Source organism: Photorhabdus sp. RM96S (assembly GCF_042879335.1).
GTDB classification, from domain to species: domain Bacteria; phylum Pseudomonadota; class Gammaproteobacteria; order Enterobacterales; family Enterobacteriaceae; genus Photorhabdus; species Photorhabdus kayaii.
In genome coordinates this window covers 169863-184118 of record NZ_JBHFKT010000005.1, presented here as the reverse complement: position 1 = coordinate 184118, position 14256 = coordinate 169863, and the positions used below count along the sequence as shown (strand labels likewise).

Annotated in this window: 9 protein-coding genes; 8 read left to right on the top strand and 1 reads right to left on the bottom strand. The window is 40.4% G+C overall.

All coding sequences use genetic code 11. The features are described 5' to 3' along the window. The 8 genes from ACGF49_RS04995 to ychH all read left to right on the top strand — a co-directional run. Window positions 1-3097 (top strand): Ig-like domain-containing protein (locus tag ACGF49_RS04995; RefSeq protein WP_387489945.1); only part of this gene is annotated, 3097 nt, incomplete at its 5' end. A gap of 752 nt (window positions 3098-3849) precedes the next feature. Further along, window positions 3850-5355: a hypothetical protein gene (locus ACGF49_RS04990; RefSeq protein WP_113040687.1), complete on the top strand. Its 1506-nt coding sequence runs from the start codon at window positions 3850-3852 to the stop codon at window positions 5353-5355. Window positions 5356-5781: 426 nt separating this feature from the next. Then, window positions 5782-7284 carry a hypothetical protein gene (locus ACGF49_RS04985; RefSeq protein WP_113040686.1) on the top strand — a complete coding sequence of 501 codons (1503 nt, stop codon included), beginning with the start codon at window positions 5782-5784 and terminating at the stop codon, window positions 7282-7284. Window positions 7285-7688: 404 nt separating this feature from the next. Continuing rightward, the gene (locus tag ACGF49_RS04980) at window positions 7689-9191 is read left to right on the top strand and encodes a hypothetical protein (protein ID WP_228900278.1); all 1503 of its coding nucleotides are present in this window, start codon (window positions 7689-7691) and stop codon (window positions 9189-9191) included. 143 nt (window positions 9192-9334) lie between these two features. After that, window positions 9335-10021 (top strand): hypothetical protein, encoded by a 687-nt coding sequence (locus ACGF49_RS04975; RefSeq protein ID WP_387489941.1) that lies wholly within the window; start codon window positions 9335-9337, stop codon window positions 10019-10021. Beyond that, entirely contained in the window at window positions 10018-11343 is a 1326-nt protein-coding gene (locus ACGF49_RS04970) for a hypothetical protein (protein ID WP_387489938.1), read from the top strand. The genes ACGF49_RS04975 and ACGF49_RS04970 overlap by 4 nt, the downstream gene beginning before the upstream one ends. 78 nt (window positions 11344-11421) lie before the next feature. After that, entirely contained in the window at window positions 11422-12390 is a 969-nt protein-coding gene (locus ACGF49_RS04965) for an Ig-like domain-containing protein (RefSeq protein WP_113040682.1), read from the top strand. A 480-nt stretch (window positions 12391-12870) separates the two neighbouring features. Then, the gene (ychH, locus tag ACGF49_RS04960; protein ID WP_011146320.1) at window positions 12871-13146 is read left to right on the top strand and encodes a stress-induced protein YchH; all 276 of its coding nucleotides are present in this window, start codon (window positions 12871-12873) and stop codon (window positions 13144-13146) included. A gap of 105 nt (window positions 13147-13251) precedes the next feature. On the opposite strand, the gene prs is transcribed toward ychH, so the two are convergent. Further along, the gene (gene prs / locus ACGF49_RS04955) at window positions 13252-14199 is read right to left on the bottom strand and encodes a ribose-phosphate diphosphokinase (protein ID WP_146747441.1); all 948 of its coding nucleotides are present in this window, start codon (window positions 14197-14199) and stop codon (window positions 13252-13254) included. Between the last annotated feature and the right edge of the window lie 57 nt (window positions 14200-14256).

Below are 14256 nucleotides of genomic sequence, written 5' to 3'. Positions count from 1 at the left end.
CTTAACCAGCACGGCGGCGGTGAAAGATGTGCAGGTATCGGCGAAAACGGCCAGCCAGCAGACGGCGGTGAACGCGAACGGAAAAGTCAGTTTTGCGGAGTTCAGCACCAGCTACTATGTCGCCAGCGTGACGGTGGACGTGGATAAAGACAAGAAGCGCTACAACAACGGCAGTGACAGTTATACCTTCACGGCGACGGTGAAGGATGGGCACGGCAATCTGGTGGTGGGTCACCCGATCGACATTGACTGGCAGACAGATCCAAAGGTTGAGGGGTTAACCCTGACAAAACAGAGCAATTCGGTCAGTAATGCGCAGGGGCAGGTGACGGCGACCTTAACCAGCACGGCGAAGGTATCTGATGTGCAGGTATCGGCGAAGGCGGCGGCGAACCCGTCGTGGGTCGATGCTGATCGAAAGGTCAGCTTTGAGGAGCTGAGCCTCAGTTATCAAGTCACTGGCGTGACGGTGGAAGTGGATAAAGACAAAGTACGCTACAACAACGGCGCTGACAGTTATACCTTCACGGCGACGGTGGTGGATGGGCATGGCAAGCCGGTAGCGGATAAACCAATCGACATTGACTGGCAGACAGATCCAAAGGTTGACGGGTTAAAACTGACGAAACAGAGCAACTCGGTGAGTAACGCGCAGGGACAGGTGACGGCGACCTTAACCAGCACGGCGGCGGTGAAGGATGTGCAGGTATCGGCGAAAGCGGCGGCGAACCCGTCGTGGGTCGATGCTGATCGAAAGGTCAGCTTTGAGGAGCTGAGCCTCAGTTATCAAGTCACCGGCGTGACGGTGGAAGTGGATAAAGACAAAGTACGCTACAACAACGGCGCTGACAGTTATACCTTCACGGCGACGGTGAAGGATGGGCACGGCAATCTGGTGGTGGGTCACCCGATCGACATTGACTGGCAGACAGATCCAAAGGTTGAGGGGTTAACCCTGACAAAACAGAGCAATTCGGTCAGTAATGCGCAGGGGCAGGTGACGGCGACCTTAACCAGCACGGCGAAGGTATCTGATGTGCAGGTATCGGCGAAGGCGGCGGCGAACCCGTCGTGGGTCGATGCTGATCGAAAGGTCAGCTTTGAGGAGCTGAGCCTCAGTTATCAAGTCACTGGCGTGACGGTGGAAGTGGATAAAGACAAAGTACGCTACAACAACGGCGCTGACAGTTATACCTTCACGGCGACGGTGGTGGATGGGCATGGCAAGCCGGTAGCGGATAAACCAATCGACATTGACTGGCAGACAGATCCAAAGGTTGACGGGTTAAAACTGACGAAACAGAGCAACTCGGTGAGTAACGCGCAGGGACAGGTGACGGCGACCTTAACCAGCACGGCGGCGGTGAAGGATGTGCAGGTATCGGCGAAAGCGGCGGCGAACCCGTCGTGGGTCGATGCTGATCGAAAGGTCAGCTTTGAGGAGCTGAGCCTCAGTTATCAAGTCACCGGCGTGACGGTGGAAGTGGATAAAGACAAAGTACGCTACAACAACGGCGCTGACAGTTATACCTTCACGGCGACGGTGGTGGATGGGCATGGCAAGCCGGTAGTGGATAAATCAATCGATATTGACTGGCAGACAGATCCAAAGGCTGACGGGTTAAAACTGACGAAGCAGAACAACTCAGTGAGTAACGCGCAGGGACAGGTGACCGCGACCTTAACCAGCACGGCGAAGGTATCTGATGTGCAGGTATCGGCGAAGGCGGCGGCGAACCCGTCGTGGGTTAAGGCCGATAGCCCGGTGAGCTTTGAGGAGCTGAGCACTAGCTATCATGTTACCCATGTAACGGTGGACAAAGAGGGTCCACTCTACAACGGAGGCACTGATACTTACACCTTCACGGCGACAGTGGAAGATGCATATGGCAAGCCGGTGGTGGATAAACCGATTGATATCGACTGGCAGACAGAGCCAACGGTTGACGGGTTAACCCTGACGAAACAGAACAACTCGGTGAGTAACGCGCAGGGACAGGTGACCGCGACGTTAAGCAGCACAGTGGTAGCGATTGATGTACAAGTATCGGCAAAAACGGCTACTCAGCAGACGCCAATGAATGCGGATAAAAAAGTCAGTTTTATCAGCCCTAATGAGCTTGCTTCTCTTACTGTTAGCCCAGATCACGTAACAGAAGGAGAAGGCGAGGGGCATATTTATACCTTCACTGCCACAGTAAAAGATTTTTCCGGGCAGGCGAAAAGCGGTATTACGGTGGCCTGGAGTGCAGTAAATAGTAAGGGAGTCACCATTACTGATAAAAACTTGGTAACTCAGGTAGTGGGTGATGGTAAAACAGATGCTGATGGGAAAGCGCAATATCGGGTATATAGCAAAAGCGGCGGGTTTGTTGCTGTTATGGTAACAGCCAAAGTGAATGATTCATCTGTTGGCTCTAAGAATAAAACGGTGGAAATTAAGGCTAATGAGCAGGATGTTACTGGCTTCTTTATATTGGATTATCATTATGAACGTGAAGCGAAACAAGATTTAGGGCCTTCGGTTCCAAAAGAAAGAATGAATTTTGCTTGGCCAAAAATGACATTTAAACCTGAGTATTTGCCCGGAAAATCAGATATAGCTGGTTATACTGGAGTATATGACTCAAGTAATAGGAACGTAATTGATGTGGATGGAGAGCATTTTCAAGTTAAAAAAGTAGGAATGGTTACATTAACTGCGACGTTTACACACCAAAAATCTGGCCGGTATTTAAAATATGTTATTCCCGATGTGAAAATTGACCACTTTGTAATTATTGATTCTGATCCGATAGGGCCGGGGATTGGTTATCCTGACCTGAATAGTCATATTGACAAGAGCCAACCTTTACCTCGTTGTACAAGAGGAAATAGGATAAAAGAGAGTGATCTTGGTGGTTCAATTGATTATCTGGTTAATAATTTGGGTTTAAATCTTATTCAAAAGGGTTTATTAGATGATCCAACTGACGGGTTAGGTGCTAACGGAATAAGAATGGGGGGACTACAGATAAATAATAAGAGTATTAAGGCTCATATGTTGAATAGGAGCGATAAATCGCTACTGGCTTATGTGGTTTTATGTGAGGAGTAGGGAAGAAATAATAGACAGGTAGTAAACATCATTGTAGCAGGAAGTTATTTTGATAGAAGATTAGGCGTTTGTTACTTATTGGTGTTTAATTTTAATATGAGGTTTAATCTGTCAATACTTACAGCAAATATCGTTTCATGAATAACGGTTTTAGAAGAATGCTCAGTTGTCATTACTGCTACTTATAGTGAAAATGTAGCTATGCTATCTTCTCGTTATTTTAACCGATTCAGTCCCTAATGAGCGATCACAGAGGTTTCTCGCACATTAGCTGTAGCTGGAGTTTTTACTCACCAAGGTCATTTAGAACTTGGACAGAGAGGGAAAATCAATTATTTAATTGTTCATTGAAATCAATGTAGATGATATTATTAGTGTAAGTGTTTACGTTAATCGTACTATGGGAGAGGAGTTAGATTAAGTAGTTATTACTATTGATCCTTATACATTTATCAGGGAAGATGTGGAGGTTAGAGTAAGTGTTATTAGCTTAGTCAGGCGTTTTTTTCATATGCTGATGGTTTCTGACTTAGTTTTTTGAATATGCGGAGGAAACACTGTATCCCATTTTATGATACCTTTTGGATAAAGAATACATTGCTATTACAGTAATGACCAGAGTAAATAGTTTATTTATATGACAAACAGGAAGGAGGTAATAGAGAGTAAGCATCGTTGTATAAACGCATTATTTTGATAGAAAATTAAGTGTTTGTTACTGATTGGTGTTTAACTTTAATATGAGGTTTAATATGTCGATACTTAAATCAGATATCGTTTCAGGAGTAACGGTTTTAGAGGAGTGCCCAGTTGTTATCACGGTGACTTATTCAGGTGATGATACTCACAAAGTAACGGATTCGACTGACATAGTGTATGATAACCCGGAAAATACCAGTTTTGATAAGATCCCTCGTATTTCAAGAGATGTTGAGAAAAATACTTGCACTGCGAAATTTGTTGTTACTGCTAATTCTGGCGCCAGTGATTTCACCATAACATTTTCAATGGATAAGGCTACGGATCCCGATGCTAAATTGGAGATTGCGTTTCATCCTATTGGTGAAAATGGTTTTTCACATGCAGCATTTGAACCTATAGTTATTGGCGATTCGTTGATAAAAGACTTATCTCCGGCAGAGGATAATGAGAAACCTTCACCATTCAATGGTAGCCTGTTTATTAATCTATATGCGCTGAGTAAAACAAATGATCCGTTACCCTATTTTCAAATTCCCCTGGTAACGGATAAGTTAGTACGTATTTTTGGGTATGATGGAAAGAAACTTACGAAAGAAATATTTCCTTTTATTCAAGAACTAGATAACAATAAATACTATATTAATACAGATAATAAAGGTTTTGTTGCCTTAAAGATTTTTCCCAGTCAGGAGGAGGGGGGGAACTATGTAGTTAATATGTTCACCGAATTGCAGGGTTTTTCAAGAAAATCTTCATCAAATATTCTGTTTATTACAGAAGACATTGCTCCAATGCTGGTGATGCCAGATATAGAAGAACTGGACGGTGATAGATTAACGCCATCAATAGGAAATAGTAGCACGGGTTTTCATGTGAGTATCCCGTTCTATGAAGGTGTTAGACCGAAAGATAGAGTTTTCTTAATGATCAGAGAAGGTAATGATGAAACGCTAAGTGCGTCTGCTGTAATTACTGATCTGAATCAGTTGGATATACCATTTATTTTAGTTCCATATGCTAGTGTTCCAAATATTGGCAATAATGAGTTATACTATTATGTAGCTGATGTAATGGGAAACATAACTATGTCATCCTCCCTCTATTTTAATTTAACGAGGTCAGTACCAAATGTACCACCAGAGATTAAGCGTATATTAGCGAGACCTATAATTTTTAATCATAGAACGCAGTTGGAATTTGTGTGGCCAGCTAAGATCAATCTTGATGGTATTTTAGGAGGGGGATTGGACGCTCATATTGCTGTGGGTAAAAACAGTGGAATAGAGGTAAATAATGTCATTAATGTACGTATTTACGTTAATGGTATTGTAAATGAGAATCCATCTTCGAAAATTTATTCTGTTGAACCTCATACGGTAACTACCGACGAAGTGGCGGCAGGAGAAGCTATTATTCCGCTTGGTCAAGGGCCTTTTACTAATGTAGACTCATATCGTGATGGTACGCTAGGTTCAGTTTATATCACTTACAGTGTAGGCCAAAAGGAATCTAAGATTTGGTTTGGATACCTTGATACTGTTCCACCTGGACAGTAAATTTAACTGATTGGGATTTTATTTATTTTCCATTTTTCCGAGCATATTTCTTATTTGTGAACTGGCGATTTCTTTATTACATACTATAATGTTTTATTAATCGTTGTTATTTTATTTTCAACCAAGGAATCATGGAGCTAATGGTGACAGTATGAATAATGGTCAATATGGCGAAAAATGATTTAACAATTGCCGTAATTTTAACCCCAGATATATTGTAACTATATAGGGTATATTTTGGTATAAAGCTTATGTTTCGAGTAGATATTTATTGTTATTACATTAACGGCTAAAGTAAATAATTTATTTATGTGACAAACAGGAAGGAGGTAATAGAGAGTAGGCATCGTTGTATAAACGCATTATTTTGATAGAAAATTAAGTGTTTGTTACTGATTGGTGTTTAACTTTAATATGAGGCTTAATATGTCGACACTTACAGCAGATATCGTTTCAGGAATAACGGTTTTAGAAGAGTGCCCGGTTGTCATGACTGTGACTTATTTGGGTGATGATACTCATAAAGTAACAGAAACAACCGGCATAGTTTACAGTGATCTACAAGATGCCAGTTTTGATGAGACCCCCCGTATTTCAAGGGATGTCGAGAAAAATACCTGCACTGCAAAGTTTGTTGTTACTGCTCATTCCAGTACCAGTGATTTTACTGTAACATTTTCGATGGATAAGGATACAGATCCCGATGCTAAATTAGAGATTACGTTTCATCCTATTGGTGAAAATGATTTTTCGTATTCAGCATTTGAACCTATCATTATTGGCAATTCGTTGATAAAAGATTTATCTCCGGCAGCAGATGATGCGCAACCTTCTGAATTTAATGGCAACTTCCTTGTTAATATATATGCGCTGGGTAAAAATAAAGAAGCGTTACCCTATTTTCAAATTCCTCTGGTAACGGATAAACCAGTGCGTATTTTTGGGATTAAGCAAGGAAAAATGACGGAAGAAATATTGCCTTTTATTAGCGGGAAAGATAATTATCAATATTATATTAATACGAATAGTGATGGTTTTGTTGCCTTAAAAGTTTTCCCTAAGAAATCTAAAGGGAACTATTCAGTGAGTATGCTCACAAAACTGCCATATTTTTTAAGAAACGCTTCATCAGGTATTTTGATGATTACACGGAATATTTACCCAACTCTTCCAGCTCTGGGAATTGAGGAGTTGGTTGGAGATAAATTAACACCACCGATAGGAAATAGGAATACAGGTTTTCATGTGATTATCCCATCTTATGAGGGTGCTAAACCACTTGATCAGATTTTCTTAATAATTGAAGAAGATGATAGACAAGTAGAAAGCCAGTCTGCTGTAATCACTGAGCCGTATCAGTTGGATATGCCATTTATTTTAGTTCCGTATGCCGGTGTTCCAAATATTGGCGATAATAGGTTATCTTATTATGTGGTTGATGCAACTGGAAACATCACTGTGTCACCAGCCCTCTATTTTAATTTAACGCGGTCAGTACCGAATGTACCACCAGAGATTGAGCGTACATTAGCGGCACCCAGAATTTTCACTCATAAAGATCGGGAAGAACTTGGACAAAAAGGCAGTATCAATCTTGCAAGTATTTTAGGTGGTGGGTTGGATGCTCATATTGTGATGGATAAAAAAAATGGAATAGATGTAGATAGTGTTATCAAGGTGAATGTTTACGTTAATGGTATTGTAGATAAGAATCCGTCTTCGCAACTTTATTCTCTTAAGCTTCATACGGTAACTGCCGACGAAGCAGCGGCTGGAGAAACTATTATTCCGCTTGGTCAGGTGCCTTTTACTGGTGTGGACTCGTATAGTGACGGGGGGCCAGGTTCAGTTTATATCACTTACAGCGTAGGCCAAAAGGAATCTAAGATTTGGTATGGACGTATTGATACTGTTCCACCTGGGCAGTAAATTTAGCTGATTGAGTTTTTTGTTTGCTGGAAAATGCGTGAGCATTTTCCATTTCTCGGGTCATTTTACTTATTATGTGAATCTACCTGTTATTTTTAATCAATGAGTTGTGGAATTAACGGTGACAGTATGAGGAATGGCAAACACGGCGGAAAGTGATTTAACAATTATCCTAATCTTGATCCTAAAATATGGTGGCTATATATGGTTATCTGGATATAAAGCTTATGTTCTGAGTAATGGATTTATTGTTATTACATTAACGGCTAAAGTAAATAATTTATTTATGTGAAAAGTAGAAAGGAGGCAATAGGTAGTAAGCATCATTGTAGAAGCGCATTATTTTGGTAAGAAAATTAGACGTTTGTTACTTATTGGTGTTTAACTTTAATATGAGGTTTAATATGTCGACACTTACAGCAGATATCGTTTCAGGGATAACGGTTTTAGAAGAGTGCCCGGTTGTCATTACTGTGACTTATTCAGGTGATGAGACTCATAAAGTAACGGAAACGACTGATATAGTGTATAATTACTTAAAAAATATCAGTTTTGATGAGATTCCTCGTATTTCAAGAGATGTTGAGAAAAATATCTGTACTGCGAAATTTGTTGTGACTGCTCATTCTAGTGCCAGTGATTTCACCATAATGTTTTCAATGGATAAGGTTACGGACCCCGATGCTAAATTGGAGATTGAGTTCCATCCTATTGATAAAAATGGTTTTTCATATGCCGCGTTTGAACCGATAATTATTGGTGATTCGTGGATAAAAGACCTCTCTCCGGCAGAAGATGATGAACAACCTTCTAAATTTTTCAATGGCAGCCTCCTTGTTAATATATATGCTCAGAGTAAAACAAGTGATCCGTTACCCTATTTTCAGATTCCTCTGGTAACGGATAAGCCAGTACGTATTTTTGAGGATGGTAGAGATCAACTTACGACAGAAATATTGCCTTTTATTAGTGAAAATGGTAATTATCAATATTATATTAATACCAGTAGTAGAGGTTCTGTTGCTTTAAGAGTTTTCCCTAAAAAATTTAAGGGTAACTATTCAGTACGTATGTTCACAAAACTGCCATATTTGTTAAGAAATGCTTCATCAAATATTCTATTTATTACAGAAGATATTGTTCCAAATCTTCCTGCACCAAATATTGAAGAATTGATTGGTGATGAATTAACACCACAGATAGGAAATAGCAGTACAGGTTTTCATGTGATTATCCCATCTTATACAGGTGCTAATCTACAAGATCAAATTTTCTTAGTGATTAGAGAAGATAGTGAAGAAACTCAAAGTCAATCTGCTGTGATTTCTAATATGAATCAGTTTGATATGCCATTTATTTTAGTTCCGTATTCTAATATTCCAAATATTGGTGATAATGAATTGTATTATTATGCTGTTGATGCCATTGGAAACGTTACTATGTCAACAGCCCTCTATTTTTATTTAACGAAGTCAGTACCGAATCAACCACCAGAGATTAGGCGTACATTAGCGGCAGCTAGAATTTTTACTCATAAAGATCAGAGCGAACTTAAACAGCGAGGTAAGATCAATCTTGTAAAAATTTTAGGGGGAGGGCTGGATGCGCGTATTGCTGTGGGTAAAAAAAATGGAATAGATGTGGATAGTATTATCAATGTACGTATTTACGTTAATGGTATTGTCAATCATAGTCCATCTTCAAAAATTTATTCTCTTGAACCTCATACGGTAACTGCCGAAGAAGTGGCGGCAGGAGAAGCTATTATTCTGCTTGGTCAGGCACCTTTTACCGGTGTGGACTCGTATGATGATGGACCAGGATTAGTTTATATCACTTATAGTGTAAATATAAAGAACTCCAAGATTTGGTTTGGACGCATTGATACGGTTCCACCTGGGCAATAAATTTAACTGATTGAGTTTTTACTTGTTTATGGAAAATGCGTAAGCGTTTTCCATTTCCCCGGACATGTTTCTTATTTGTAAACTAGCGATTTTTTATTGTGGGTTATTTTCAACCAATGAATCATGGAGTTAATGGTGACAATATGAATAACGGCATATCAAGTGTGATTATCACAGAAAACGCGGCGATGAGTGATTTAACCGATTACCCTAATCTTAACCCTCAAAATATTGTGACTCTATATGGTTTGCCTGGGCATAAATTCTATGCTACGACATCTATCGGCGCTTTCATTGTAGACGATAACATTAATCTAGATCAGATCATATTGACGCTAGATGAGACTGGAAAAGGACATTTTTATGTTCGTTCTCCGTTTGAACATAAAAATATTAAAAATAGCGAAGAATTTTCGGCTTTTGTGGTGATTGCCCCGCAAGAGGATATCAATAAAGTAATGTCTTTTCCGCTTACTTTTGGTAATTATCGTCAGTCTGATGAAGCTATAGTATTTACCGCTTATAATTATACTACGGGCGCTCCGGCAGATGGGAATACGCCTTGCTCGATATATCTTTTTATTGATCGTAAAAATAATGATGATATTAATCAAATCCGTATAAAAGTGAATAATAATGCCCTCATCGATGGTTATAATAAAGACTGGGCAGATATTCCATTAAAGGAGGATGGTAGTGCGACAGTGAATGTGGTTAGCAACACAGTAGGTAAAGTTAATGTTTGGCTAACAGCGCCTGATTCAGATTCAGGGGATAGAGTCAATTTTGTTTTATCGTTCAGACCGATTCCAATGAGAGGTGAAATATGATTACCAATAACGACAATACACCTATTTCTTTATCGTCTCCAGAGTTGCCGCAAGCAGATCACGATGGCTTGATTGATGTTCCTGTTCAACAGAACCAAGATTTAATTATTAAAGTACCTTATCATGAGTGGCTGAGAATCGGGGATATGATCGTAGTAAATGTTGGGGGAATATTTTCTCGTCCCTATTATATTCAGAATATTAATCTTGATTTTTTTACTGTAACTATTCCGTTCTCTGAAATACCGGATGGTTGCTATAATGTGACTTATACATCAGCTGATGATTTCGAGAATGAAAACTTCTCTAAACCGACGGTTATTAAAGTTATTAATTCTCCATCGATAAAATTATTACCATCCATTTATCCAGATTCAACATCTGGCGTGATTCACTATTCATCTCTTGTACAACATAGTGGGTTAAATGTGCATATTAGTTATCAGCAGATGCAGAAAGGCGATAGTGTCATATTCCACTGGCAAGGGCATAATTTTGACTATGAGCCGATTGCGAGGGCGGCCTGGGATGCACAACCAATAACAGTCAGTGATGAGGATGTTAAGCAGGGTTATGTTTCTTTAGTGGTGCCGGCGGAAAACGTGCTTTGTTTGGGGCAAGAGGGCGTGGGAACAGGGTATTATGAGGTTGGTAATAATAGTTCTGCTCCAGGTTCAGTGATATTGTCGCTAACGGATATGTCATCTGCCATGATATCAATTAGTGAAGGTGCGCCGATGGTATCTAATGAATATCCCAGAATAAACCCGAAAAATTTAGCTGTGGTTTATGGGCCGCCAGGAAAGAGATTATCGGCCAGTGTTGAATCAGGAAGTATTGTTGAAGGGGGTGGTGCAAAATATCAATTTGCCCCCAATAGTTTCGGGCTGGCTTATTTCCATTTGCAATCTGAGGTAGCGGGTAGTTTTCGTTGTACTGTTTCGGCGGAGGATGGTTCTATAACACCGGGTGTAAGTCAGGCAGTATTTAGTGAGTGGAGAGATGGAGGAAATATTATCAGTGCTTATGCATTTACCTCTGAAGTCCCTGCTGATGGCGTGAGTGTGTGTAGTGGTTATGTGATTGTGGACCGTACTGTCTATTCCGGTAAAAGATTACTTGTTCGTACTGATGGCTCCGCGATAATTTCAGGTTATGGTGATAATGAAAGAGAGTTGCAGGTTGCGATTAGTAAAGATGGTTGTACAACTTTCCATATAACTAATACCAAAGCAGAAAAAAATAATGTGATAATAAGTTTACCCGATACTGATAAGTCGATTCAATTTTCTATTAATTTTAAACACTTTCCTTTTGTTTAGTGAGCGAGTGCAGCCAACAAAGAGGCAACTTGAAAGATGACGGATATATACATGATAGTGATAAATTAGGAGAATAAAATGAATGACGGTCAAGCACCAAAAGAGGCTAAAACATTAAATTGGCTATCAAGTGAAAAAACGGAAACTGCGGATAAACCGATAGATATCGGTGTAAGCGCAATCCAGGATGGTTATTTATTGCATGGGGTGAATATAATTTTCACGTTAGATAATCAATCTATGGTATTTAAAGAGAATAATGATCGTAAAATTATAAAAGGTACAGGAGTACTGGGTAAGGTATCAGTTGAAATAATCTCTACTGATTCAACTCCGTGTCAAGGGAATGTGTATGCTTGCTTGGAAGATGATACTCAAATAGAAGCCCCTCCTCTCCAGGTCGAGTTTACTGTTGCTCCTCAATCGGTGGCAGTGCTTAATCTTGACTTAGAAAAAAATAATGCATGGATTAATAGTCCCGATGAGAATAAGGTAGTTGCAACGGTGTATGATCGGTTGGGTAATGGAATTAAAAACCAAGAAATAACCTTCTATGCAGATAGTGGGGCAACAGTAGTTCCGTCGTCGGGGATGACAGATAAAGATGGTAAGATAACGGCGTCAATACAATCTAGTAGTGCTGGTGAAGTGATGCTAATGGCACAAGCGGGAGCTATTGAAAAAGCTATAGCTATGTGTTTCACGTATAATCCATATCAGTTAAAGATTATAAAATTTCCGGCTGTGCTGTATTCATTTTCAAGCGGTATTATAGCTGGATATTTATATAAGAATGGCGTAGGTGAACCTAATGTAACCATAGGAGTATCTATGGGATCTTATCTGTCATTGAGTGATCAAGACAAACATATGACTACCGATAAAAATGGCTATTTTAGCTTTAGAGTTTCTTCTTCTTATACTCGTGGGTATTCGCCTCATAATCATGTACATCCCATGAATGAATCTGCATCGGTGTATATAAGTTGTATTGATGGGCGGGTATATTCTCAAGCGTGGATAGAATTAACCCCAGGGCTATATTAGGCGTTGGATATTTGGGGATGCTGATTGATGGTTACTCATTGAAAAATTAGACAAATCCCCTGTTTTTAGCCGTTATCATGCAGTGTGAAAATAAGATGATTTTTATTATCCCGGTAGGAATCATTGATTAAGAATATATAACCTGGGTGGAATTTCACAACTATCATTGTTATACATCAATATTTAGTTAAAAACCTGAACTTCTCTTTAAGCGAAGTTCAGGCTATGTAATTCATTATTTCTTCATGTTATTTCTCACAATGATGAGGGAATTGTTATTAAATCTCCTTTAGTTGTGATCGTGTCCGCAATGACCTTTTATGAAATAGGGCTATACTATAAATAGGCTATAAAGTTATATAGAGTCAATTAACGTTAGCTGTTAAATTTTCGGTTCTTAGTGTTCACGGAGAGTGTGTATTAACGGAGAGTGTGTATTAACGGAAAGTGTGTATTAACGAAGAGTGTTGGAGGTAACATATGAAACGTCAAAGTGCCTTCATAGTCGGTAATGTATTGATGGGTGTCGGTATGTTCACCATAGTGAGTAGCCTGGTTTATACATTACTGCCCCACATCTTCGGTTTTGGCTGGCCTGAGTTTTTATCTGAAGCAGCGCTATTGGGCGTTTTTATTGGTGCGCTTGTTTGGTTAGCTGGTGCCGGTGTGGGAGGCCGGGAAGGTGTGGCAGATCGTTATTGGTGGCTAAGAAACTATGATGAGCGTTATCGTCGTGGTAGTCATCGGTATCCATAACAAAAATGGAGAAGTATTATTCTTCCAGAGTAAGCAGAAAACCCGTTGAAGCTCTTGTACAACGGGTTTTTTCTTAAATAGCGATATATGAGTACAACTTATTTATTAGTGCTCAAACATCGCAGAAATTGATTCTTCATTACTGATACGCCGGATCGCTTCAGCTAACATACCGGACAAAGTGAGAGTACGAACTTTATTGAGTGCTTTGATCTCAGCAGACAATGGGATGGTGTCACAGACAACCACTTCATCAATCACCGAGTTTTTAATGTTGTCCACCGCATTGCCGGAGAAAATCGGGTGAGTAGCATAGGCAAAGACACGTTTTGCTCCGCGTTCTTTTAATGCTTCAGCCGCTTTGCATAAGGTGCCACCGGTATCGATCATGTCATCGACTAGCACGCAGTCGCGGCCAGAGACATCACCGATAATATGCATCACTTGAGAAACGTTAGCGCGTGGGCGGCGTTTATCGATGATTGCCATATCCGTATCATTCAGCAGCTTAGCAATAGCACGTGCGCGGACAACCCCGCCAATATCCGGGGAAACAACGATAGGGTTTTCTAACTCTTTCTGTAGCATATCTTCCAGCAGAATTGGGCTGCCAAATACGTTATCAACCGGAACATCAAAGAAACCTTGGATCTGTTCAGCATGCAGATCAACAGTCAGTACGCGGTCTACACCGACACTGGACAGGAAGTCTGCAACAACTTTGGCGGTAATTGGCACACGGGCGGAACGGACTCGACGGTCCTGACGGGCATAACCGAAATAAGGGATTACTGCGGTAATACGTCCTGCGGAAGCACGACGCAGTGCATCAACCATAACGACTAATTCCATCAGGTTGTCGTTAGTCGGTGCACAAGTGGACTGGATGATGAAAATATCACCACCGCGCACATTTTCGTTAACTTGTACGCTGACTTCACCGTCGCTGAAACGGCCGACAGCAGCATCTCCAAGATTAGTGTACAGGCGGTTGGCAACACGTTGTGCTAGTTCCGGGATAGCGTTACCAGCAAAAAGCTTCATATCGGGCACGAGAAAGACCTCAGGCTTGCGTCCAGAGAGATATTGTTGACCAATGTTAAATAACAT